This window comes from Thalassobacterium sedimentorum (assembly GCF_031127905.1).
Classification (GTDB): domain Bacteria; phylum Verrucomicrobiota; class Verrucomicrobiia; order Opitutales; family Coraliomargaritaceae; genus Thalassobacterium; species Thalassobacterium sedimentorum.
This window is the reverse complement of record NZ_JARXIC010000010.1, coordinates 54,394-79,099: the sequence shown is the minus strand read 5'-3', so window position 1 is coordinate 79,099 and position 24,706 is coordinate 54,394. Positions and strand designations below refer to the sequence as shown.

General features: G+C 51.8%; 20 protein-coding genes. 15 read left to right on the top strand and 5 right to left on the bottom strand.

All coding sequences use genetic code 11. From position 1 onward, the window contains the following. Window positions 1-235 precede the first annotated feature (235 nt). From QEH59_RS07875 to QEH59_RS07835, 9 genes are all read left to right on the top strand, one after another. A complete protein-coding gene (locus QEH59_RS07875) occupies window positions 236-1,921 on the top strand; it encodes an SUMF1/EgtB/PvdO family nonheme iron enzyme (RefSeq protein ID WP_308984820.1) in 1,686 nt (561 codons plus the stop codon). Window positions 1,922-1,948: 27 nt separating this feature from the next. Continuing rightward, window positions 1,949-3,016 (top strand): PstS family phosphate ABC transporter substrate-binding protein, encoded by a 1,068-nt coding sequence (locus tag QEH59_RS07870; RefSeq protein ID WP_308984819.1) that lies wholly within the window; start codon window positions 1,949-1,951, stop codon window positions 3,014-3,016. 200 nt (window positions 3,017-3,216) lie between these two features. Continuing rightward, window positions 3,217-3,984, top strand: coding sequence for a DUF3450 family protein (locus QEH59_RS07865; protein WP_308984818.1), 768 nt, complete (start codon window positions 3,217-3,219; stop codon window positions 3,982-3,984). Beyond that, window positions 3,981-5,411 carry a MotA/TolQ/ExbB proton channel family protein gene (locus QEH59_RS07860; protein ID WP_308984817.1) on the top strand — a complete coding sequence of 477 codons (1,431 nt, stop codon included), beginning with the start codon at window positions 3,981-3,983 and terminating at the stop codon, window positions 5,409-5,411. The genes QEH59_RS07865 and QEH59_RS07860 overlap by 4 nt, the downstream gene beginning before the upstream one ends. 11 nt (window positions 5,412-5,422) lie before the next feature. After that, entirely contained in the window at window positions 5,423-6,124 is a 702-nt protein-coding gene (locus QEH59_RS07855) for a MotA/TolQ/ExbB proton channel family protein (protein ID WP_308984816.1), read from the top strand. After that, entirely contained in the window at window positions 6,121-6,525 is a 405-nt protein-coding gene (locus QEH59_RS07850; protein WP_308949320.1) for an ExbD/TolR family protein, read from the top strand. The genes QEH59_RS07855 and QEH59_RS07850 overlap by 4 nt, the downstream gene beginning before the upstream one ends. Window positions 6,526-6,553: 28 nt before the next feature. Further along, window positions 6,554-7,219 carry an energy transducer TonB gene (locus tag QEH59_RS07845; RefSeq protein ID WP_308949319.1) on the top strand — a complete coding sequence of 222 codons (666 nt, stop codon included), beginning with the start codon at window positions 6,554-6,556 and terminating at the stop codon, window positions 7,217-7,219. Window positions 7,220-7,231: 12 nt separating this feature from the next. After that, window positions 7,232-8,584 carry a tetratricopeptide repeat protein gene (locus QEH59_RS07840; protein ID WP_308984815.1) on the top strand — a complete coding sequence of 451 codons (1,353 nt, stop codon included), beginning with the start codon at window positions 7,232-7,234 and terminating at the stop codon, window positions 8,582-8,584. Between the two features lie 154 nt (window positions 8,585-8,738). After that, a complete protein-coding gene (locus QEH59_RS07835; protein ID WP_308984814.1) occupies window positions 8,739-9,851 on the top strand; it encodes a PAS domain-containing sensor histidine kinase in 1,113 nt (370 codons plus the stop codon). Between the two features lie 67 nt (window positions 9,852-9,918). On the opposite strand, the gene QEH59_RS07830 is transcribed toward QEH59_RS07835, so the two are convergent. The 3 genes from QEH59_RS07830 to QEH59_RS07820 form a co-directional block, all read right to left on the bottom strand. After that, window positions 9,919-11,457: a sialate O-acetylesterase gene (locus QEH59_RS07830; RefSeq protein WP_308984813.1), complete on the bottom strand. Its 1,539-nt coding sequence runs from the start codon at window positions 11,455-11,457 to the stop codon at window positions 9,919-9,921. A gap of 80 nt (window positions 11,458-11,537) precedes the next feature. Beyond that, the gene (locus QEH59_RS07825) at window positions 11,538-12,245 is read right to left on the bottom strand and encodes a hypothetical protein (RefSeq protein WP_308984812.1); all 708 of its coding nucleotides are present in this window, start codon (window positions 12,243-12,245) and stop codon (window positions 11,538-11,540) included. A 50-nt stretch (window positions 12,246-12,295) separates the two neighbouring features. Next, window positions 12,296-15,802, bottom strand: coding sequence for a hypothetical protein (locus QEH59_RS07820; RefSeq protein ID WP_308984811.1), 3,507 nt, complete (start codon window positions 15,800-15,802; stop codon window positions 12,296-12,298). 86 nt (window positions 15,803-15,888) lie between these two features. Between QEH59_RS07820 and QEH59_RS07815 the strand changes: the two genes are divergently transcribed. The 4 genes from QEH59_RS07815 to QEH59_RS07800 all read left to right on the top strand — a co-directional run bounded on the left by QEH59_RS07815 (window position 15,889) and on the right by QEH59_RS07800 (window position 20,328). Continuing rightward, window positions 15,889-16,899 (top strand): LacI family DNA-binding transcriptional regulator, encoded by a 1,011-nt coding sequence (locus QEH59_RS07815; protein ID WP_308984810.1) that lies wholly within the window; start codon window positions 15,889-15,891, stop codon window positions 16,897-16,899. Window positions 16,900-17,062: 163 nt separating this feature from the next. Further along, window positions 17,063-17,896 carry a hypothetical protein gene (locus QEH59_RS07810; RefSeq protein ID WP_308984809.1) on the top strand — a complete coding sequence of 278 codons (834 nt, stop codon included), beginning with the start codon at window positions 17,063-17,065 and terminating at the stop codon, window positions 17,894-17,896. Between the two features lie 145 nt (window positions 17,897-18,041). After that, the gene (locus QEH59_RS07805) at window positions 18,042-19,370 is read left to right on the top strand and encodes a BNR-4 repeat-containing protein (protein ID WP_308984808.1); all 1,329 of its coding nucleotides are present in this window, start codon (window positions 18,042-18,044) and stop codon (window positions 19,368-19,370) included. A gap of 136 nt (window positions 19,371-19,506) precedes the next feature. After that, window positions 19,507-20,328, top strand: a complete 822-nt coding sequence (locus QEH59_RS07800) for a DUF6250 domain-containing protein (protein WP_308984807.1) — start codon at window positions 19,507-19,509, stop codon at window positions 20,326-20,328. A 3-nt stretch (window positions 20,329-20,331) separates the two neighbouring features. On the opposite strand, the gene aroA is transcribed toward QEH59_RS07800, so the two are convergent. Together aroA and QEH59_RS07790 are read right to left on the bottom strand one after the other, a co-directional pair. Continuing rightward, window positions 20,332-21,693 carry a 3-phosphoshikimate 1-carboxyvinyltransferase gene (gene aroA, locus QEH59_RS07795; protein ID WP_308984806.1) on the bottom strand — a complete coding sequence of 454 codons (1,362 nt, stop codon included), beginning with the start codon at window positions 21,691-21,693 and terminating at the stop codon, window positions 20,332-20,334. Between the two features lie 48 nt (window positions 21,694-21,741). Continuing rightward, complete coding sequence (locus QEH59_RS07790; protein ID WP_308984805.1) at window positions 21,742-22,575, bottom strand: prephenate dehydrogenase; 834 nt, start codon at window positions 22,573-22,575, stop codon at window positions 21,742-21,744. Window positions 22,576-22,706: 131 nt separating this feature from the next. Here QEH59_RS07790 and QEH59_RS07785 point away from each other — a divergent pair, with 131 nt between their 5' ends. Further along, on the top strand, window positions 22,707-24,467 hold the full coding sequence (locus QEH59_RS07785) for an SUMF1/EgtB/PvdO family nonheme iron enzyme (protein ID WP_308984804.1): 1,761 nt from the start codon (window positions 22,707-22,709) through the stop codon (window positions 24,465-24,467). Between the two features lie 79 nt (window positions 24,468-24,546). Further along, complete coding sequence (locus QEH59_RS07780) at window positions 24,547-24,699, top strand: hypothetical protein (RefSeq protein WP_308984803.1); 153 nt, start codon at window positions 24,547-24,549, stop codon at window positions 24,697-24,699. Window positions 24,700-24,706 lie beyond the last annotated feature (7 nt).

The following is a 24,706-nucleotide window of genomic DNA, read 5'->3' as shown; positions in this document are numbered from 1 at the left end:
TAAAAGACTAGTGCAATAGGGGAAGAGTTTGATAACATCAACCTTCGACCTGCTAAGAGTAGTTATTTAACGTATTTGACACTTAGTATTCGATATATGAATACGGGATGGGATGTGAAAAAGTTACGATTATGTCCGTTAGATGTCGATTGAGTGAAGTTTTTATTCACTCACCTATGTTCGCTCGACACCTTGATTTCTTTGAATCAGCAACTTGATGTCTAGGGAATATTAGATGAGTAATCCGAATAAAAAAAGCGTGCTGATGGATCTGTCTGATGCAGGTGGGCCAAATGAAAATCAGCGAACAATATCCGTTGTTTGGCTGTGCCTGGGCGCGTTGTTACTTTTTGCAGCTGGTTTGTATGCCTTTTTATCTATTTCAGGTCAGGGCGAGATTGCGGAGACTTCTTTGGAGCAGTCGAAGGGGGCGCAGTCTGTGGAGCCTGCTGTCTCTCTGGCGTCAGAGGTCGTTGCAGCCCCTCTGAGTGTTGAGACTGAGGTGGCGGAAGCTCAGGCAGAGTCGTCCGATTTGTCGGAGTCCCTCGAGTCGAAAAGTTTAAACGATGCCTCTGAGATGGTTCCTTTGATGCAAGTTGGCCAAGCCCAGGGGCGGCATGTCGCAGAAGTGGATGCTGCAACACATTTGAGTGAGATCGAAGCGATCACAGAGCAAATTGCCGCGGAACTCGCGAGGACTACTAGCGATCATGCCATCGAGGCGCTTGCTTTTCAGTTGGAAGAAGCGCGCGCTTTGAATTCGGATCAGGCATCGATTCTTATGTTGGAGACGGCGTATGCTCAGGCTTTGTCAAAGCAAGGGATCGAGAGCATTCGTCGTGATTTTGCGCGGCTTGATAAGCTTGCTCAAGAGCATGCTATGCAGAATTACGCGACTCTAGAGTGGCAGCAATACTTGGAACAAGTAGAACATGCTGAAGGCCTTGCGACTGAGGCAGGGCCCTACGCGATGCTTAAAGCATATCAGCAGGCCTATGAATCGGGAAAACAATTTGAGCAGGTGAGCTTAAAGAATTTATCAGCTCTGGCTCAGCGTGCGATGAGCCAGTCGGAGCCTGCCCGCGCGGTGGAACTGTATCAGAAATTACGCTTACTGGATTCCGATAACGCCGAGGCGCTTTCATATTTACACCAGTATGCTTATACGGCTGGTGAGCGGGTGCATGTTGCCCCATTTGGAATTAGAATGCGAATGGTGCCGGCGGGGAACTATACGATCGGAACGCCTGAGTTGGAGTTTCAGCGTGATGCGGATGAGCACTTGCATTCGGTTACACTGACTCGCGCCTATTATATTGCCGAGACCGAACTGACTCAGGGGCAGTGGATGGCAGTCATGGGGGAGTTGCCACAACAAATGCGCAATGATGCTTCAGCTAGAGGCGATACGCTTCCTGTGCATTCAGTCACATGGACTGAAGCCGTCAATTTTTGTGAGCAGCTATCCGCGCATTCGGATTCAATGCAATATCGGCTTCCGAGCGAGGCGGAGTGGGAAATTGCCTGTCGTGCGAATCAACAAGCTGCCTACAATACTGGATCGAATCAATTGAGCTTACAGCAGGCGAACGTGTTTGATCCCCAGTCGCCTCGCAATCATGATCAAGCGCTCCCTGTCGCTAGTTATCAGCCGAATGATTGGGGCTTGTATGACATGCATGGCAATGTCTGGGAATGGTGTCATGATTGGCTCGCTGCTTACTCCCAACTAGGTCCTGTCGATCCGATGAACGTTGAAGGTGGGAATGCGGCCGATGAAAATCTGCGCACCAAAGTCCTGCGCGGTGGTTCTTACTATGACGAGGCCTCACTCAGTCGTTCCGGGAACCGTTGGAGTTATGCGCCGAGTGTAGCCACCCAATACATCGGCTTCCGTATCGCATCTGCGGCTCAGTTTTAATTTTTCAATTACTTACGTAAACTTGCTATGAAACATACCTACACAAGTCTGGGCTCCGCCTTTTTGCTGGCGATTGCACTTTTATCCGGCTGCCAAGAGGGCAATCGAAAGCAGGCGGCCACTCCGCTGGGCCAATCAGCTACAAGTCGCCAATCGGTCGCAGTCACTGCAAGTCCCGCGGTGATGACGCCGCAACCGGTGCCTGCGATCCATGCAGTGAGTGCTCCGTACCCTGCCTATTCGGTGCAGGTGCCATTGCAGGGGTATTTGAGGAGTATTGGCTCGGATACGATGGATGAACTGTTGGCGGAGTGGGAGGCAGAGTTAGGTCGATTTCAAACCGGGCTTCGTTTTCGACATGAGGGGAAGGGGTCTTCGACCGCGATCCCTGCTCTGTTGGAGCAGCGTTCCGACATCGGCCCGATGAGCCGTGTGATGAAGGGCGATGAGAGCGCACGCTTTGAGCAAGCTTTTGGTTACAAAGCAACACAGTTAGCAGTCGCAGTGGATACGCTGGCTGTGTATGTCCACCCAGATAATCCAATACTACAGACGGGGCTATCGCTGGAGCAAATCGCGGCTATATTTAGCGAATCAGACTCTCCGCTTCAGCGTTGGGGGCAACTTGGTTTAACAGGACCGTGGAGCAATGCGCCGATCCGACTCCATGGTCGCAATCCAGCCTCCGGTACCCACGCCTTCTTTAAGTCACATGCACTGGACGGACGCACCTTTCGCGAGAGTTTAACAGAGCATGCGGGGAGTGCCGAGGTGGTGCGCCATGTGGGGATGGATCCTTATAGTATCGGGTATTCCGGAATTGCATATAAAACGGCAGACGTGGCGACGCTTCCCCTGCAGGCAGCGGATGGCAATTTTGTAAACGCCAATAAGCGCAATGCGGCTCGCGGTATTTATCCCCTGACACGTAGTTTATATGTGATTCTCAATATCAATCCTGAGCAAGGGCCTACCGATCTACAGAAAGAGTTCCTACGCTTCGTTTACAGTCGTGAAGGGCAGCAGATTGTAGAGCAAGTTGGCTACTTTCCCATTGATCCAGCCATTGCGCAGCAAGTATTGCAGCAGTATTAGTTTAGCTGGGCCCATGCATTCATGGGCACTGAAATGAGTCGTTCATTGCAATTCTCAATTGCAATGCTGGTAGTGAGACTCAGTATCATGCTTGACCTGTTTGAGGCGAGCTCGCATTTTGCGGGCGGATTATTCAAACGCAGGCCGTTTTTTCGAGGAGCTCCCTCGAGGATCGCGATGCTGGAACCACTCACTTTATTATGAAACGACTAACACTTGCGCTGATGAGCGCATATATATCCGTAGCCAGTGCCTCGCCGGAGGCGCTCGACGACGTGCGTACGACGATCGGCGAGTGGGCCACTGCTGAGAAGGCGATCTCGCGCGAATCTCTGCAATGGCAGGAGGAGCGAGTGTTACTGGAAGATCTTTTAACTGTCGCGGACAAGCGGGTGGCCAAATTGGAAGCCATCATTGAAGAGCACGAAGGCTTTGTTTCGACTGCAGATGCCAAGCGTCTGGAGCTCTTGGACCAAAGTGAGCGAGTCGCCGCGGATGTGCAGCAGATCGAAAGTTTTCTGGTTAAAATGGAGCGCGGGCTGCGCGAGTTGAAGCCGCGCTTGCCGGAGCCCTTGCAGGAAGAGTTGGAGCCGGTTTATCAGCGCCTCCCCCTGCAGGCGGACGAAACGACGCTCGGTTTGGGCGAGCGCATGCAGTCTGTGGTGAACCTGCTGGGCAAGATTCGTGAATTTGACGCCAAGATTTCCTTAAGCGAAAGCATCCGCGCGCTGCCGGGCAGTGAGGTGGAAGTTTCCTTCCGCACGCTGTGGATTGGCCTGGGGCAGGCTTACTACCTGGCGCCAAACGATGCGGGCTATGGCAAATTAGGCACGGCGGGCTGGGAGTGGCACTCGCAGCCGGAATTGGCCGCCAAGATTCAGGAGTGCATCGCACTGGTGGAAGGCCGCAGCACCGAGCCGAAGTTAATTGAGCTGCCAGTTGCACTGAAAGAAGGGGCTGTGAAATGAATGGGTCTATCAACACTTTTAAACGCGGGCTAAAGCACCGCGCTACTTTTCCGGTCATTGCGCTCGCACTCTTACTCGGCTCTTTGAGCGCGTCCGCGCAAACGCTGGAACAAATCACCCAGGCACGCGAAGCGAAGCTCGAGACCTCTTTGCAAGAGTTGCACGCTTTACGCGAATCGATCCAAGCTGAGCGCTTGCCGTTGACGCGTGACTTGAATGCGACCCATGCCAAAGCGGATGAACTGGAGGACGAAGTCGCACGTGTGCGTCGCCTCAAGGACAGTCAAAGCGTGGAGCTGGAGACCCTGCGCGAGCGGGTGACCGGGCGTCAGCGCGAAGTCGACTATGTGACACGCACCTTGATGCCTAGCTATTTGGCCAACTACGAGGCCGCACTGTCGGTAGGCGAGCTGGAGACGGTGGGCGAGAGCATCCGTGAGTATAATCTATATCTTGAAAATGCCGATGCCAGTGAGGCGGACAAGCTGGCCGCTGGTTTGACGCTGATGGCGGATTCGCTGCAGCAGCTGGAGTCACTGCTGGGCGGGCAAATCTATGCTGGCAATGCGCTCACGCCAGAGGGCACCTTGCTCGCTGGGGATTTCGTGCAGGTGGGCCCCTTGCTCTACTTTGGAGCCAGTGATCAATCCACCGCCGGCTTCGCACTCGCCTCACGCTCCGAGCGTGCAGACTTGCACCCTCTGGAGGACGAGGCGGCCGGAGAGATCTTTACCTTACTGTCCTCCGGCTCTGGCCAGCTGCCGGTCGATCCCACCTTGGGCGACGCGCTCGCAGTCGAGCAAGCCAAGGACAGCATTCCGGAGCACCTGGTCAAGGGCGGTGTCTGGGTCTATCCAATCCTCGCCTTCGCCCTTGTGGCCACGGTCGTGTCGATTTTCAAGGCACTGCAAGTCTTCTCGGTGCGTCATCCGCAGCCACTGGTCATCCACGATATTATCAAGCACTTACGCGCAGGCGAGAAGCCAGCCGCCCTAGAGCTTGCGAAGGCGCAGCCACAGCCCACACGTGAAATGCTGGTCATGGCCGTCGAACATGCCGACGAATCGACCGAGATGGTCGAGGAGGTGATGTATGAGGCCATGCTCACCACACAGCCGAAGCTGGAGCGCTTTCTCAATGTGATCGCAGTCACCGCCGCGGCGGCACCCTTGCTGGGGCTGCTGGGCACAGTGACGGGGATCATTAAAACCTTCCGCCTGATGACCGTCTTCGGTGCGGGCGATCCTAAGCCCCTGATTTCCGGTATCTCGGAAGCGCTGATCACCACCGAGCTCGGTCTGATTCTCGCGATCCCTGCCTTGGTGATGCATGCAATGCTCTCGCGCAAGGTGGCTGGTATCATGGCACGCCTGGAGAAGACGGCTGTGACTTTCGTCAATGGCCTCTCCCGCAGCAAGCCTGAGTAAGATTGTTCGCCATGTTTGAAATACTCGCAGTTCTCGAATCGAATGCACCGGAGAAAATTCCGGTGGATTTGCTCGATTACGCCCTCGGCATTTGGTCCAGCGGGGGCTGGCTGATGCTGCCGCTACTGCTCTTGACCATTTTTATCTATGCCACCGCGTTGAATCTATTTTGCCGGGTGCACTTTCACTTTCTGCTCAAAGGGCGTATTCATAACTTGGATGCGAGCACCCTTGCCCGCTCACAGGAAGAGTCGGTGGTCTTAGCGCGCAAGCTGGTTAACTACGGGGCGCTGAGTGCTGAGGAGGTGCGGCGTCATTTTGAAGCTGTGCGCAACGAGTATCTACCCTTCGTGGATCGCCGGATACGTTTTCTAGGCATCATTATCACAGCCGGTCCGCTACTGGGCCTGCTCGGCACGGTGACGGGTATGCTGTCGACCTTTGACGGTATGCTGGTGGTCGCGGGCAACCGCTTCGATAGCATTGTGACAGGGATTTCAGAGGCATTAATCACCACCCAGACCGGTCTCATTATCTCGATCCCCGCCATCGTCATCCTTTCGCTGATTGTGCAGCGCCGCAACGCCCTGGTGCTCGCGATCGCCCGCTTGGAGCGCTATAATACACGGCTGGCCCTGCGCGCCGACTGTCCCGTGCCGGCGCAACTCGAACGCTTTAAGGCCGCCATCGGAAAATCAAAAAGTAAATCATGAAACGTCGCCGCTTACTCTATGCTTCTGAAACGAAGAGTGAAGAGATCAATGTCTCTCCACTGATCGATATCGTTTTCATTTTGCTGATTTTCTTCATTGTGACGACCGTCTTCGTGGAAGAGACCGGGGTGGAGGTCAGTCGTCCGCAGGCCGCCTCGGCCAGCATGTTGGAAAAAAACTCAATCCTCATCGCCATCACATCCGAGGGTAATGTCGTCTATGGCGGCCGCGAGATCGGGCTCAGTGGCGTGCGTGGCACGGTGCAGCGTTTACTGAAAAGCGATGAGATGCCCGTGATCGTGCAAGTGGACAAGGCCGTCTCGATCGAGCTCTACACCAAGGTACACGATGCCGCGCTGCTAGCCGGTGCCAAGCGTATCAGCATGGCCACGACGCACTAAGACTGGAGCGCTGAAAACTGAATTTATAATGTCACAAGAATTTCCCAGGCAAAATTGGAAGTGGGCGCCCTATCTCGCGATCGGGGGCGCCTGTCTCTTGGCGGTGCTACTGTTCTTGTTGATCCCTCTCACGCAAATGTTGAATTCGCCCAAGCCACCACATCTGATGGTGCGCGAGATGCAGTTGAGCGCTCTGCCGCCGCCTCCAGCGACACCTCCACTACCCGAAGAAACGCCTCCGCCCGAGCCACAACAGGTGGTGCAGGATATGCCGAGTGAGCCCACGCCGATTGATTTGCCTCTGTTGGATGTGGACTTGAGCCCCGGTAATGCCGATGCCATCGCAATGGGCGCGCCGATGCCCAGCTTGCAGATGCAGACCGATACCATTGCTGACATTCAAAAGATGTTCAGTTTCGACGACCTGCCCGAAGTGCCGCGCCTCGTCAATACACCCAACTTCCGTTTTCCTCCCAATTTGGCGCGTAGGGGTGTGGACAAGGGCAAGGTGATCGTCGAGATCGACATCCTACCCAACGGCTCCGCCAAGTTGCGGCGTATCGTTTCCTCGACTCATGTCGAGCTGGAGGAGGTTGCCAGAAAGATCATCGCCCGTGCCCGCTTTACCAAACCGATGGTCGGTGGCGTGCCGCAAACCGTGCGCGGCTTGTTCCCACTTGTGCTGCAAAATTAAGAATTAATCCTTATGAAACGCTTCTCTACATTATATCTTGTATCTTCGCTACTCACTCTGTCCTTGAGTCATGCGGCCGTCCCTTTTCAGTTGACCGATTCCAGTCCCGGCAGCGCCGAGTTTCGTGAGCGCTTTTTAGGCAATTACGGCATGCTCTCCGAGCTCGAGCCTAGCGTGAGCGTTCAGGACAAGCCGCTGTTTGTGCGGGTGGAGCCCTTTCTACGCAATAACCCCCAGCAGGCGATTCAAGTGCTGGAGTCGGCCTTGAATAATGAGTCGAGCCCCGCCTTTCGCTTTCTGTTGGGCAGCTTGTATTACCAGACCAGCCGCTATGGACAGGCCGAGCAAAATTTGCGCATGGCAGTCAAAGCCTTTCCTGATTTTCGCCGTGCCTATCGCACGCTCGGCTTGATCTATGTGCAGAATAACCGTTACCCCGAAGCCATCACCGCATGGCTGAAGGTCATCTCACTGGGCGGGGGCGATGCGCAGAGCTATGGTTTGTTAGGCTATGCTTACCTGACCGAAGGCAAATATCAGAGTGCCCTCAGTGCCTATCAAATGGCGCGCATGTTTAAGCCCGACAGCGTCGACTTCCGTCGTGGCGAAGCCCAATCGCTGCTTGAGACCGGGCAATATCGCCAAGCCGCCGCGCTCTTCGAAGAGTTGATCGCCGAGCAACCCACCGTGCCCGACTCATGGTTACTGCAGGCCAATACCTTCTTACAATTAGAGCGCTACGACGAGGCGATTGCGAATCTCGAAGTCGTGCACAGCATGGGCGCCGGCTCCCGCGACAGTCGCTTTCTGCTCGGTAACTTGTATCTACGCGCGGAGAACTATCGGCCCGCGCTGCAGGCCTATCAGGCCGGCCTAGCTCAGCCCGGCGAGCTCAATGTCACCTCCGCGCTCAAGCCACTTGATTATTTGATTGGTCGTGGCCTCATCGCCGAGTCACGGGTCTATTTGCAAGATTTGCAACAACGCTTGCCCGCGACACTCACGCCGGAGCAACAAGATCAGCTCGCCCTCGCCGAGGCGCAAATCGAGCGTCGCAGTGACGATTCCGCCGCAGCCATGGCCGTCTTAAAGCCATTGGTGGAACGCAACCCCTTACAAGGCGAGGCCTTATTGTTGATTGCCGAGCTCGAACTCGAAGCCGAGCATTACGAAGAAGCCGTATTTTATTTGCAGCGTGCCCAATCCTTGCCCGAGCACAAGGTCGATGCCTTAGTCGCCCTTGGTCGTTTGGAAGTGGCCCGCGACGACTTTGCCGCCGCGCTCAAGCATCTGCGCGCCGCGCAGGAAATTGAAGCCCGCACAGGCGTCGCCCGCTACATCCGCTCAATCGAGCAAGCGTTGTAAGGCGCTGAGGAATGAGTGTCTGCATTATTGAGGTAAATCAGGGCTTTGAGTGGGGGTTAATCTTTAGACTTTTGTATGATTTATTGACAGTTTTTTATCTGCGAAATTTCTCGACCCGTTCCTCTGAGCGAAGCAAATTAGTCGCGAGAATAATATGACTTCAGCGACTGAAAGCGAACTTAGAAAAACCATTCACGATCTGGAGCAGCGACTAGAGATTGCGCTTCTTTCTGCCAACCAAGTTTGGTGGGAGTGGGACTTACCCACGGGTATATTAAAAACGCATGCCATCAAAGACTGTATTCTTGGCTATGATCTAGGTAAGATTCGGCATCATGAAGAATTTTGGATGGATGCGCTGCCTCCTGAAGAGCGTGAACCGGTGCGGAAGAGTTTACGTGAGCATCTGGACGGTGAAAATGATTTTTGGGAAATGGAGCATCGTTATCGCGATCCTGCGGGGGAATACAAATGGGTGCTCGAAGCTGGCAAAGTGCTTGAGCGGGCCTCTGATGGTAGTCCCTTGCGGATGGTCGGTATCACTCAACGCATTCATGAAAAAAAACAGCAAGAGCAAGCCCTTAAAGAAAAGAATGAAGAGTTGATTCAGGCACTTAAACTTAAGGATATGCTCTTGGCAGGAGCTGCACATGATGTGAAGAACGCACTCACAGCAGGCATTTGCGCGGCGGGCTTACTACGAGAGCAAAATCGAATTGCTGGACCTGAATTGGAATTGATTGAGGACTCTTTAAGACAGTCAGCAAAATTGATTGCCAGCGTGCAGGAGCTGGCGGCTGGCCAACTGACTCAACTTGAGGATGATCGGGTCGACCTCACTCATGTTATTCAGAGTAGCTCTGATTTTTATCGCTTATCCGCACAAGCGAAAGGATTGGATTTACGGACACAGGTGCAAGTGACTAATATACGCAGGCTGGATGGATCTGCGCTGCGACGTATTCTTGATAATTTGGTGGGGAATGCGATCAAGTTCACCAGTCATGGGGAGGTATCTATTGTTGATCGCTCTACAGGCAATGAAGTGATCATTGAAGTACTTGATACCGGTCGTGGCATCCCTCACGGGCAACATGAAAAGATTTTTGTTCCTTTTAATCGTCTTGCGTCAGATCTAGAAGGCTCTGGGTTGGGGCTAAGTATTTGTCAGAATTTGGCCAACAAATTGGGAGGGCAGCTTGCTTACCATCCCAATCGCCCGACGGGTTCGATCTTTAGGCTGAATCTTCCAATTAGTGCCGTTTGAGGCTGCGCATGGCTGCCAGTGTAAGTATGCTGTCCTGCCTTTATCGACTTTGGGATCGTTGCAGGTCTTATTTTACCTTGCCTTTGGTTGCTGCGCGCCAGTCATCTGTTCGAAAGGGTGTGACGGGTAAACCATTTCTGTCCTGTAGATTGGCTACTGGATTTCCTGCCCATGCATAGCGCACGGCGACTGGTTCTGTTACTTGATCACTGTATACTTCAACTTGATTTTTGCTTACTATTTTTGCCTGAGCCCATACAAATTGCTGGTCGGATCCGGCAATGCTGAAGCCTTTAACCTCCTCGGTATCAAAGGCTCGTAGCCCACCACTGCTTACATGCTCAAAAGTGAGTGTGACTGTGTGGCCTTTCACTTGCATCGAAGTGTAACGTGGACTGTCACTTGCCATCTCGAAGCCATAGTTCTTGGCCAAAGCGTGTCGTACCAAACGGTCGGCCACAGTCTGTTTGTCGCGTGGATGAACGTCGCGTCCTTCGCCGGAATCTATGATGACTGCTTCGCCTGTGTTGGGCAGCGATAGTGTCATTGTTTGTGACTCGCGTAGTTCTGCCCAAGCTGAATTTTGAGGTGTCGCTACCTCTGGATGGCGATCGGCCAGTTGCACCCAATAGAAGGAAAAATCGCCTTGTTGCCATAGCTCACGCCAAGTGGAAATCAGTAGTGGGAAAAGTTCACGATAGGCGTATGCACGTCTGACATTTGATTCTCCTTGATACCAGATCACGCCACGGATGCCAAAACCAAGTAAGGGGTGCACCATGCCGTTGTAGAGATTGGATGGGCGTTGCTGGTCGACGCGTGGGTCTTTCGGCCAGTGCTGTTTTGGATGCGGCTTTCCCGCGGCGACCCATTCCCGGTATTCCTTTATTTTTTGTGCATGAAGCTCATCACTATAGTTCGCGCAACGTTCGTCCCACATTTCAATGTATTCGTTGTATTTATTGGCGTCTTCGAGCACATCTCGAGGCATCCATGCTTCAGCAGCTGAGCCTCCCCAAGCGTTATCGATCAAGCCGATTGGGACGTCTAAGGCATTTTGTAAGCGCTTGCCAAAGAGGTAGCCGACTGCAGAAAAGTCTGCCGCGCTCTCGGAGCTTGAGAGTTGCCATTCGCCCCTTATGTCATCTTGCGGTATGGTTGTCCCATTTCTTTCAATGGTCAGCAAGCGGATCTGCGGATTGTTCGCAGTCGCGATTTCAACGTCCGCGTGGTTGATATCATTCAATGGCCACTGCATGTTGGATTGCCCGGAACAAAGCCAAACTTCGCCCACTAGCACATCCTGAAAGTTTAATTCATTGCTCCCGGACACGCTTAATGTATAGGGGCCGCCAGCTTCGAGTGGGGCAAGTTCGACTCGCCAATTTCCATTTGTGTCAGCAACGGTGACATGCGATTGCTCTTCGATTTGAACAGTGACAGTTTCGCCTGCATCGGCAGTTCCCCAGACTGGATTGGCTTGCTCGCGTTGCAGCACCATGTGGTTCCCAAAGATGCGAGGTAGTTTCACGTCAGCTTGCGCGGTATAGCAAAGACTGAGGGTTGATAGTAAACATACTGTGGCGCGTAGGTTGAACACTTGCATAAGCTTATTGGGGAGTGTTTGTGGATTTATCAGGGTGATTCAGTTCACCGACGGATAAGAGTGAATCGGAGGATGGCGTGTTATTGGCTGTGAGTGGTTTGTGTGAGAACTTGATAATATTTACGAATTTCAGGTGTACCTTCACCTTCTCCGTGAATGAATACCCAAGCACGCCGTCTTTTCGGAGGGGCCCAGCGAGATTGATAAATCATCGTCCATCCATTGTTTTGCTGGTTTGCTGCCATTTGTACATCAACATTTTGTGTGTTGGAGGTTGCTAACGGCATAATTAGGCTAGTGCCAGGTGCTATTTGAAATTTGTGCTCACCCACACGTATGGCCAAGCGCTTTTTTGTTAAGTTATAGAAATTGAATGCATTACTCGTGAAATCAGCTTCAGCAGCGGGAAGCGCAAGTATTCTATAGGAAAGGGCTGAATCGATCGATGCGCGCGTTGGGAAGAAGATTAGCAGTAACTCTTGATGGTTTGCGACTGTTGTGGATGCGACTGTTGGGTAGATGGGCTTACCTTCTTCGTCGATCTCTTGTGTATGAAAACTCAAGTTCGGTGGGCCCTTGTAAGTGAACTCGGATCCGGGCGCGCCATTGGGAATTAAAATTGGAGTGGGAGCGCCATTATTAAAATAGAGCAGTTCCTTGATACTACCTTGCCATGAAAGTGTGCTAAAGGTCATCGTTACGCCCTCTTCTGCGTCTTGTGCGACTATTTGTATTGAGGAAATGACTACAGCGAAAAGCAGCAGGAGTGGCCGTTTTATTTTATGCATGTGTTGGGAAGTTATTGATCAGAGTATACGGATTGTTGCCATAAATAGGCTTATATTTCATTCTGATTGAGCCAGCGTAAGGATACTATTCGGAACTTGCGTCCGAATGGACTGGTCGGGTTCTGTAGTTCACTGTATGTGGCGTCGGCACCATCCGAGACAGGATCCGGTAGGCGTTGGACGATGGCCTCACACCAAGCAGATGCCGCTGCTTCGCCTGTGACGGGGTGAGTGCTGTTGCCATAAGCGCGAATCTTGAATGTATCCGATCGCACTGTCATTAGTGATCCTAGTGCCTGCAAGAGATCGCTTTGTAGAATCCAACCTGGCATGCCGGTTCCTGGTTTATCAGAGCTATTGTAAACGTCTTCAGCGAAGTCGGGGATGATCAGTTCGTCCGTTTCATTGTAGCCGATTAAGCCCGGGTCCAGAGTGTTATTGATGCTGCTATCGAGTGCCGCTTGAATCGCGCCTCTGCGTTGGTGTGCCGCTTGCGTGGCACTTGGGCGGCGGTTGATGAAATCCGCAAGTGATGAAAAGGGGCCGCGATCTTTAACTTCGCTGACCATGGCTGTTGCTAAATCGGTGAGCTCGGAATCCGTTAGCTGGCGATATGCGTTCCAGAAATTGCTGCCATTTTCAGGGGTTACGAATCCCTGATCGTAGGAGTATGGAGAGCGAAAGGATATGGGCTGAGATTCGCTTACGGTAGAGGTCGACAATCCTGAAGATACATTGTAAATTGGCAGATCCAGGTTAGAGTTGCTGGAGAGGAATGCCTTCCATGCGTCGATAGACGTCGAGTTGACGTTAAAGCTTCCCGCTGTCATTTGGAAGGCGGCGGCAATGGCTGCGGTCGCTTCGTCATTATCGTCTGTGAGCAGATCAGCGAGTTCTTGATTGGATAGCTTGTAATTTTCAGGTTGGTATGGAATGAGGCGAGGGTTGGGCATGCTTTGCGCATTGTTTTCGATTTCATCAAAGAGATCTGCTGCGTCGGCGCTATTCTGTGGGATCGTGGAGAAGTAGTAACTGTCCCAGACCGCTTGATTGATTGCATAGGACCAATCATAGACGTAGTGTGTGCGCGTGTATTCCGGGTAACTACTGTGTGTTGACGCAACGGGTATTTTTGAATTGGCGTAGCTATTGCCGAAAATATAGGTAGGTTGATGAGCGTATCGACCGAGAGCTGCATGCTGGAATGCACCGATTGAAGTGATGGGCTCGCGGGGTACGTGGAAGAGAACGACATGACTGGCGGGAGTGGCAGTACTATCGCTTAGAGCAGAGTTGCGTGTATTGCCCCAAAAGCTGGTATACCGATCCAGATCTGCGATCTGAGGCTCCAGGTTGTCGCCGGCCTTATATTCAAACACTGTCCAGCCGGGAATTGTTCTGAGCCCCTTCGAGTTTCGGAATCCAGCTTGTTTACCAGATTGCATTAGAGCGCGTGGGTTCGCATCGACAATCTGGCGGTGTTTATCCTCAGTATCATTGGTTGTGCGCAGGCCAAAAGCCACGGCAGCGATATCTGTGGGGTAGCCGACCAGTGTTGCTAAGTCAAATGAACTAGTCTGTTCTTGGGGGCGCATGGAATCGGTGTATTCCTGATAGTAGCCATCGACAATTTGAGCCGTGATATTGGTGTTGCTGCCTGAACCTGTTCTTAAGTATAAAATTCTGTTTATTGAATTTGCACTTTCGCCAGAGTTGTTAACCACGTCGTAGTCAATACTGATTTCGATTTGAGGCAGTGGTTCATTTTCCAAGGGCTTAATGGTCAGTCGATCAATTTCATCGGTGGTAAAGCCGAAGCGACTGCTTTTTTCATCATCTCCAACACTTTGGCTCGTGTATTGAGAGTATCTGGCGGCAGTATTACCATCGATACTGGCAAGCGGTATGAAGGGAGCGTTTTCATTATCATTGACTGTGCCTGAGGTGGTATTGGTGGAATCGATTAGATTGATGTAGTAAGCACCATCCTCGCTCCAGTCGGCCTTCATTTGGGCAAAGTCACTGCTACTGGTCCAATTTTGCATTTGATGCGACTGGTCGAGGGCGTAGTAGCGCGTTTCGCCCGCTTGCAGGTCTGTGTCCGTGTTTATACGCCAGCGAAAGAAGGATCCATATTGGTCATTTTCTGGAAGAATTTCCTGAATATTGAACGATACAGATTCCACTGTGCCCGATGCATAGGATGAAGTGATGGTGATCTTCGGTGCGAATTCCCAATTTAAATTATAAACAGCCGAGCTAATCGCAATGTCGTATGGATTGTAGAGTGCGACGAGGGGTTTTAAATGAATGATTGGTTTGTAGATGGTGGTTGATTCATTGGCGTTACCATCAGTGGCATCGATTTCAAGGTCTTGTTCGTAACTCACCGCTATAGATAGGCGCATGAGCGAGACAATTGGATGGATGGCTTGATTGTATTGATACGGCTCTTTGGAGTTTTGGTAGGTTTCCTGACTGCTTGAATAGGTTGTTGGTAGAGGTGTGATGACTGAAATCGCGCCATTATTGACCTCGCGGTATAGTCGATAGTAAGAAGCTAAGATGCCCCAATTGGGGGCCCCATAGGGGAAGTCGTAGCTATCCTCGGCATCATGAAATGTATAAGGCTCTGGCCAGGTGCCAATTGGAGACGTGCTTGGACCGATCCCAAAGTAGCGCTGGAAAGCAATGTCGCTTTCCAGTAGATGGCTGAGGTCTTTTTTCAATCCACCGTTTTGAACGTCGACTTGTAGGCCCAGCCCATACGTGGACAGATCGTGATAATATTGTTTGGCCACGCCTGAATCGATGTCGGCCATGCTAAGGTCATTTAAGTCAAAAATTCGACTCAAGCGTGTGTCATCTGCTTGAATGCTAGCGAAGTCAGAGCTAATCAGTGGAAAACCAGTGTAGCGTGGTGACATGAGCTCTGGAGCCACACTGGAAGTCGTGTTGGACTCAGGCAGGCTGATGCGGGCTTTGGTGCTGAGTTCATCGGCCCAGAAAGCATAATGTCCTGAGTTATTAATTTTAACTTTTCCCGCAGCAACGTAATCAGCTATTTTATTTGCTGTGACACTTTCTTTATTAACGATCGCGACCCAGTCATCTTCTTGCGTCCAATCAATATCGTCGACGGCTGGTAGATTCAGGCTATTGTCGATCTGATCCGGCAAAGATACTAGCCAGCCTAGAAAATCATTGTCGTTTGCGCCGCCCTTGCTACCTGCTCGCCACACCCCGGTCCAATGGTGTTTGCCGTCGACTGTACTGGCTTCAATTTCTGCAGGTGCGGTGATTCTCTGATCCGGCCCGGCTAGCTTTTGGAGATTACCAAGTGCAATTTGTAAGCCTAAGAGTGCATTTTGTTCGGCTTCTGCACGTCTCTGAGTATAGGCACTGCTCCTCGTTTCCACTTGGGTGAGTGCGCTCAGGCTGATGATTAACAGCAGAATGAAGGCCATGAAGCTGAGCGCGATGACTAGGGCAAATCCATTTTTATTGTGGCGTCGTTTCAGGCGCAAGGATGGGGCTTCTCGAGAGGCGTGCGGCATGTCTTAGCAGTAGTAGAGGTTTTTTTAACTATAATGGTTCAAGTATTTATTGAATATCAAATGGATATGTGTTCAAACAATTGCGCATGAAGCGTCGTGTTACATTGAAGGCAATTGCGGAGTCTGCCGGTGTGCATGTCTCCACTGTTTCTTTGGCCTTACGCGATCATCATCGTATTTCCGCTGAAGTGCGTAAGAAAATTCAAGACTTGGCTGTAGAAATGGGGTATCGGCCCGATCCATCCATGCGGGCGTTGTGTGCGTATCGTCATGCTGTTCGGCCTCGGGATGTTCAAAGTGGTCTGGCTTATTTAACAAATTTCGATTCATCTGTGCCTTATCAGAGATTAGTGCGGGATAATGCCCGCCGTCGGGCTGAAGAGTTGGGCTATAATTTGATTGAGTATAATCTGTTGGAACAGGATATCAGCCTAGAACGCTTAAAGTCTATTTGGTGGAGTCAAGGTCTTCGTGGAATTATTGTGGGGCCCTTTCGTAATCAGACTAAGTTGGAGTTGAATCTCGATCAGTGGCCCGTGGTGGCGGTTGGACATTCTGTGCAAGAGCCTAATTTTAACCGTGTCACCACACATCATTTGCAAAATATGCTTACGCATTTGGAGGAGTTGCACTCGCGTGGCTATCGCCGCGTGGGTCTCTGCCTGCCGACTAATTTGGATGAGAGGACTGGCGGGCAAATTCACGCGGCATATTTGCTGGATTCCAAGATGGCAGCCTTGCAGAGCCCCCCGCCAGTTTTTGCTCAGTGGCCAGCTTTGGATGGGATTGAGGAATGGGTTCGGCAGCATCGTATTGAAGCAGTGATCGGGCATGTGGACCATTATAAGGCTTTGCTTGCGTGTGGCTTCGAAATTCCCAGGCAGATTGGTTTTTCAGTTCTAACCATAAGTCGAGATCAGCAGCAGTGGGCGGATCTGGCAGGCTTCGATGAAATGACTGAAGAACTGAGTGCCAACATGGTTGATTTTCTCGTATCATTGATTCACGAACAAGCAAAGGGAGTGTTAAATCCGCAGAGATTTTTCCTTGTTTCAGGCAACTTTAGGGATGGGAATAGTCTACGCCCTAAGTGCTAGGCACTGAGGCGTCTCTTGATGCCTCAGATGAGTGCGCAAATGTTTGACTTCAAAAGAATTTGTGCAGCGCGGGTTATTGATCAGGGTTATTTGTCTCAAGTTTCCTTAGTCAAGTTCACTACGAAATAACCCTATGATGTGCTTTATGAATATGACCTCAAAAATGAAAACAGTATACTCCCGTGCTTTGTTGTTAAGTTTACCGCTATTGTTTAGCTCTGTTCAGGCAGACGTTCTGCTCTCGGAAGACTTTGATAGCGGTGAGCGAAACACTCAAGATCTGCCTGATACATCTGCGTGGTACAGCAGTGCCTCTGGCGGGTTGAATGATACCAGTGGCGATTTGGTTTCTACAGCGAATCGCTTCGCGTTAACTTATTTTACTGATTCCGGGACGGTGGATCTCGCTGTAGGCGACTCCCTGACAGTTGATTTTAGCTTTTCGGTATCGGGGCCGACCGCAAATTACACAAATTTACGTGTAGGGCTTTTGGATTCGGGTGGTTCGCGTATCACTGGCGATTTGAACAGTCTAAGTGATGCCGCCTTTGAGGATTATTCAGGGTACGCCGCCTTCATGAATGTAAATCAGTCATCCGGGTTTAAATTGAGCGAACGTCTTGATGGTTACCAACAATTGATTCACTCCGGGAGTGCTTATTCGTCGTTAACCGAATCGTCTTTGGGAACCGGGGGAACTTATGATGAGGAAACCACATACAATGGTGTCTTTTCAGTGACCCGCACATCAACTGGCGTCGATCTGTACTTTAGTATTGATAATTTTGAGGGGTATTCGGCGACAGTATCCGATAATGTAGGGGCCACGATTTCATTTGATACTTTTGTCTTCTATGGAGCGGACACCGCTGTGAGCGGATATTCTCTGAGCAGTGTCGAAGTGAGTTACTCGGCAGTGCCCGAGTTTTCCTCCTCTAGTGTCGTGCTCGGGCTCGCCGGTGCTGTGGCTGCTGTGGCCAGTCGCCGCCGCAGGTAATTAATGTAGGCAATTTTAATGCTCGTCGGGGATGTTTCAGGCTCGCTGCCTGAGCGTCCGATTGTGCCTTTATGTACTTAAGTGTTATAATCTAATGTTAAAGAGACTTTCATACTTTAGCAGCTGTTTCATAGCTGTAATCTCGATGAATGCAGCGGGTGGTGATGGCACTGCCGTTTCCTTGGCTGCTAGCGAAACAGGAGTGGCTGCATGTTGTGAGGTTGATTCGTCGGCACATGCTCCAGAGTTTACGAAGCTGGCTGCCGATGCGACCTATGGTTGTCGTCGGCCGCATGGCTACGGCTTATACGATGAGGTTTCCAATAAGACCTTTGTCTGCTGGAACGGGCCCGGGATGAGTGTGATGGGGCGCTCTTATGATCATGCGAGTCAGACATGGTCGCCCGCGCGTGAGCTTTGTCATCAGGAATACTATGCGACCTGGGATTATCATAACTATCCCAACATGGCACTGGCACCGGATGGGCATCTCATTATTACTTGGGCGGATCATGGTGCGGATCTTCGGGTGATACGTTCTCCACAGCCCAACTCAATGGAAGGTGATTGGAGCTATCGAGTCGCAGGAGAAGATCGGAATTGTTATCCGATGATTATGACGGTGGGCGAACGGATATATGTATTTTACAGTCAAACCGTCGACCTGAAGTGGCCTTATCGTTCATTTGGCTATGTCTATTCAGATGACAGTGGTTTAACATGGTCGGATCATATTCCAACCATTGACTCGCAGCAGCTGGATCCAAACAGAATTGATGAAGTATATGGGTACCACTTCAGCCTAGAGCCTGCTAAGGGGGATGAGCCGGATAAAATTCACTTTGTATGGATCATGCGAGGTGGCCCGAATGGTCATAATCAAGGCTCACGTAATGTTTATTTTGCTTCGTTTATCCCGGATTCAGGCACTTGGCGCTCTTTGGACCAGACGGATTTAGGCACTTTGATCGACCTAGAGGAAATGTTGGCCCATTGTATCGTGCTGGATACAGGCCCCATCTATGAGGAGAAGCTGGTCACCCGCGCCCTTTGCTCCTGGTATAGCGATGGCAGTCCAATCGTGATTTATAATAAACGCGAAGAATGTTGGATCGCGGTTTGGAATCAGGATTCTGGACTTTGGGAGCACGAATACTATCAAGATACCTTAGCCAAGGATCTAGAGCGTATGGATGACGGGAGCCATCGCTTGTTGACCATATCGCCATCCTCAAGTGTGCCACATCTGCTCAGCATTTATCAGCAGGGCCAAAAAGGGGCGGATTGGACTCAACAATTTCAGCAAGCAATCCCTTACGAAGATGGTGCAGACCGTACTTGGTCGATGGCATTTTTAGATCATTCATTGCCCGAAGTAGATATCCTATTAAGCCAACTTAAAAAAGGCGAGGAGCAGCGTGACTACTCTGGCCGTTGGCCAGTCTGGACAGTTGATACGAGTGGGGCTGAATGAGTTGATTTATGAAATGATACTATCTACTTAAACCATGTGTAATTCCCACTTCCAATCTAAATGGGCTCGAGCGACTGGTCCTCTCAATTGCTTGCTTGCTGCCTATTTGTTTATAGTCGTGCAGTCTTTAAGTGCTATGTCTTATGCAAAAAATGATTCGCAGCCACTTCAATCGGTAGAGCCAGTTGTGGTCGGCTATGGTGTGGATGCATTTACCATCGGGGAATTGCTATACGAAACTGATTTTAAAAATTCTCAGGAATGGGAAGTGCAGATACAAGCGAGTGACTCGCCGATGGAGCCGCGGGTTGTTTTTGATCAGGGGATGCTCGACATCTATATGCCAGCGCGGGGAAGCACCGTCTGGCTAAAGCATAAGTTTGAGGGGCCGATCGCAATAGTCTATCAAGTCAGATGCCCCGAAGACACGCTATCCTTTCCGGAGGTTCAGGCGCGCGATATCAATAACTTCTGGCATGCCAGCGATCCCGAAGTCGCGGATGGTCTTTTCGATGCGTCTCGTTATGATGGAGCCTTTCGCAGTTATCATAAGTTACATGGATATTATGCCAGCACTGGTGGTGGGGGCGCGACAGGAAATCAAACCACACGCTTTCGGCGTTATCCACGGCAAGATGTTAAGGGGAATGATGTTCAGCATATTGCGCTAAACGATCGTGATGGGCAGGCAGATTATTTGATTTCACCCGGCAAATGGCACACGGTGCAACTTGTTGCGGCAGAAGGCATCGTGCAGTATTTGATGGACGGTCGAGTTTTCTACGAAATGAAGCCGGGAGATCTGGTTTCGTTGGAGCGGGGCAAAGATCCAGTCATCGAGAAAGCCTATACGCTGGATCAATTTCCTGCGCATACAGCAGGGTATTTTGGATTTCGCTTAGTCCGCTCTCATCATCAATATACCGATTTTAAGGTCTATCGACTGAATGTTAAGTAGCACCTATGATTTTGCTGTGCGAATGGCTGTCAGCGCTTCGAAGAAATCGGGGAAGGTTTTACCGCAGCAGGCGGGATCGTTGATCGCCAGCCAGGGCTGACCGTCTTCGAGCAGGTCGAAACTGCCGAGGATGCCGAAGCTCATGGCGAAGCGGTGGTCCTCGTAGGTGTCTATGGTCAGCAGTTTGCCTTCGTTGCGGGCCTTGAGTGCGCGGGCGCGTAGTTCGTTGGGTTTGATCGATACGGTGAGGGCCTCGGGCTCTTCTTTGACGAGTTGCCCCAGCTTGGAGAGCTCTGCAGCCATGCCGGCGATGCGGTCGGTCTCTTGCAGGCGGGTGTGCCCGATGCCGCAGATGCGCACGGAACCACCGAGTAGGGGGGAGATCGCCGCGTAGGTCAGAAAGGTGTCGGAGATGGTGTTGAAGTCGATCTCGCGGTGGCCGCGTTGGATGTCGCGTGGGGTGGCGCAGGCGACGGTCCATTCGTTGTTCTCGGCGTCCACCCGTAGGCCGTGGTGGTTGAGCACGTCCACGAAGTGGGCATCGCCTTGCAGCGGATCCGTGCCTACGTTGGGGATTTTCAGTGTGCCGCCTTGGATCAGGGTGAGTGCGAGGAAGTAGCTGGCCGCGGAGAGATCGGGCTCGATGGCGTAGCTGCCCGGGCTTTTATATCGAGTTGGCTCCAGGGTGTAGCTGCTGGTGTCGTCGGCTTCGAGGGCCTGAGCGCCGAAGGCTTCGCGCATCGCGAGTGTGATCGCGACATAGAAAGGGCGTACGCCTGGGCAGCTGAGCGTAGTGGGGGCGCTGCCGGCAGGAGCGGAGAGGAGCAGTGCGGATAGGATTTGACTGCTACTGCTGGCGTCGACTTCGACCGAGCCGCCGCGATAGCCCTTGGCTTTGAGGGTGAAAGGGAAATGGCCCGCTTGGCCGTGAAATTCAAATTCTGCAGCGTCGAGTGCGATCAGTGCGTCTAGCAGGCCCGCCATCGGGCGCTCGCGCATGGCGGGGTCGCCGTCGAGCTTATAGCTGCCGCCTTCGGCGAGCGCGAGAAAGGCAGTGAGAAAGCGTGCCGCCGTGCCAGCATTGCCAATGTGGAGCTCCGCCTCTTTGACAGGGATGGTGCCGCCTTCGCCCTGGACGTTGATGGTGTGCGCCGTTTCGTCGGCGCTGACCTGGAAGCCGAGTGTCTCCAGTGCGGCCAGCATGATGCGGGTATCGCGACTGAAAAGTGCACCTTCGAGTTGGGTGGTGCCGTGTGCCAGAGCGGCTAAAATTAAGGCACGATTGGTTATGCTCTTAGAGCCCGGAAGCTGAATTTTTGAGTGGAGTGCCTTGGTAAATGGCTGGATTGCAAGTGCGCTGGACATTTGGTATTTGAAAGTTGGTATTTTGAAACGAGTGCAGGTGGTCGGTGCTTAAAGGCTATCTCTAAATCGCTTGCCGCGTTCTAGTTGAGCCACAAGTTCGAGCGTGTTCTGGTCGAGCAATGCAGTTTTTAGGGCGTGGAGCTCGTTTTCGAAGCCATCAATCGCACGTAAAACTTCTTCGCGGTTCTGTTCGAGTATTTGTTTCCAGAGTGTGGGGTCTCCGGCGGCGACGCGTGTGCTGTCGCGCAAGCCACCTCCGCTGAGTTGCTTCCACGTGCTGTCTTTACCTGCTAGATAGCTGCAAAGGCTTGAGGCGATTAAATGTGGCAGGTGGCTGATGTGGGCGACGATTTCATCATGTTTTTCCGGGGTGCAGGTGCTCACGTCCATGCCGATTGCATTCCATAGCTGGTGTAAGCGTGCGATGTCTAGCTCGGAGGCCTCATCTAGTGGAGTAATTATGCAGGCGGCTCCGTCAAATAGATCGGCTCGGGCATGTGCCATGCCAGTTTGCTCTGAGCCGGCCATTGGATGCGAGCCTATGAAATTGACATGTGTGCCACGTGCCTCGCGACAAATGAGACTTTTAGTGCTGCCGACATCAGTGATGAGTGTTTGGGGCGTCAGTGATGGAGCGATCTGTTCGAGGAGTGGCACAATCGTTTCGACTGGAGTACAGATGACGACCAATTCGCTGCCTGCACAGGCTTGGCTGGGTGATTCGAAGACTGCATCGCACCAACTGGTCTGTAAGGCCTGTGCCCGTGTTTGTGGGCGCCGTGACCATGCATGAACCTTTTGACTGAGTCCGCGTTCTTTTAGGGCGAGTGCCAAAGACGCGCCTAGTAGGCCCGGGCCAAGTATGGTGATTTGTTGAAACATGCTTAAAAATGAAAAAATGTATTGTTTAGGCGAGAAGTCGGGCCTTGGTTGTGTGCCTTTTACCTTGCGGCATAGATCGTTGCAGGTCATTTAAGGCAGGCTATTTTTACAGCGCCAGCCCCAATTTACTTATGGCAATTTTTCAGAAGTCTCCCCACAAGCGTATGCCCCACGAAATGAGTGGTGGCAAAAAGTTTCTAATTGTCTGCCTTGTCATACTGCTCGCAGCTGGTGTGCTGGGTGCTTTTTGGCTCTTGAGCCAGTTGGGTCCACGCAATGTCGATTTTCGTAACTTCGACTACAGTATTGAAGTCCCGGAATCGGTGAAAGCTTTGCAGCAAGAGAGTATTGAGTTGGAAGCTCGATTTGAAGAAGTGTTGGCGCTGCGCGAGGCGGGACCAGAAGATATAAAGTTGCTGGAGCGGGCTTTGAATAAGCAGGAAGCCTACTTGGCTGCAATTCAAGGGGTGGATTCCGAAGGTTATCAGCGGCAGGTGGCTTTGAAGGAGCGTTACCAAAATTTGGCCGCCGAATCATTGCGTGCGGAGAGTTTAGAGTTGGAGCGGACGGCAGAGCGACTTGCAGAGAGCGAGGATTACGAAGGTGCGCGCGCTCAATATCGGGCCGCGTATCAATTACAAAAGCAGATTAATGAAAATCTACCTTTGAGTTCGGCTTACAATGTCGGGCGAGCGGCACATTTGGAACGACAAGCACGCTATCTGACGGCCGAACCTTTGTATCAGCGTAGTCTGGCTCTAGAGGTGGAGGCGGATCAATTTATGGCTGCTAAAGAGTGGGGCGCGGCCGAAGAGCACTTGCGGCAGGCGATGGATCTGCAGGATCGACTTAATCGCGAATACCGTGGAACGAATCAGGCCAGTGTCGCTCGTTTGGAGCGCTTGCGCATCAAGCTGGTCGGTATTCGTTCCGGCCAGAGTAATGTGGAGGTGCAACGTATTTCGCAGCTGGCGGATGAAGCGCGTCTAGGGAATCAGAATCGCGAGGCTGCGGCTCTGTATCTGGAAGCGGCACGTTTACAGCGTCAGCTTAATGAAGCGTATCGGGATAGCCCATTTGCTTCCTCGGAGCGTGTTTCGGAATATCTACGCAAAAGTCAGACGGCAGAGAGTTATGAGCTGGGCCTGGAAATTGAGCAGAATCATGATTTAATGCAGCGCTTGCTTTCGGAGCGCCGTACCTATGAGGCTGCCGAGGTGATCGCGACACTGCGTCGTGATATTCAGCAGATGCAGGAAGCTTTCCCGCGCAGCTCGTTGAACAATGAAGATCTGCAGCTAAAAGTGCGCTACCTCAATTTGGTGCAGAATGATTTGGGCTTTGTACAGGACCGGATTTATGACGCCCTGTTGCCCATTCCTGATGGGGATGGTTGGCGCATGCTTCGCACAGAAGTGCCGCAAGCGCTGTATGCTCAGATTATGGGGACGAACCCTAGTCGTAACAAGGGGGATTTGCGGCCAGTTGATTCGGTGAGTTGGGTTGAGGCGAAGAGCTTTTGCGAGCGATTGTCATGGATTCTGGGTAAATCCGTGCGCTTGCCCACTGAGAACGAATTTCGTCAGGCGCTCGGTCGTTTGCGTTATGTGGTGCTCGAGGACCACGTTTGGAGTGTGGCGGATTCTGATGGTGCGCCACAGGCAGTGGGGACTAAAGAAGCTTTTGCGAGTGGTTTTTATGATCTTTTGGGCAATGCTAGTGAGTGGTTGGAGTCGATCGATCGCTACGAAACTGAGGATGCGCGGCATATTGGAGGCCATGCTCAAGATCGGCTAGAATCTATATTTACAGTGCCGATTCGTGAAGCGCCGCGTGGTGAGCGAAATCGCCTGACTGGCTTCAGAGTGGTTGTTAACGTGGATTCTTTGTAGGAGTTGGAGCTGTTTATTATGGGAGCTTCGGTCACTTTTCGTTGCTAAGATCGGGGCGATAGAGTAGATTTCACCGAGAATGAATTCAATTAATCAGTCACACCCACCTGGTGAGCTCCCCGCGAAGGCGCAGCGAGTGCGGCGCATCCTGTATATCGCAATGGCGATTATGATGCTACTGCCTGTTATTTTGTTTTGGTTGGTGGGGGCCATTCGTTTTGAGGGAATCTAGTCACGCT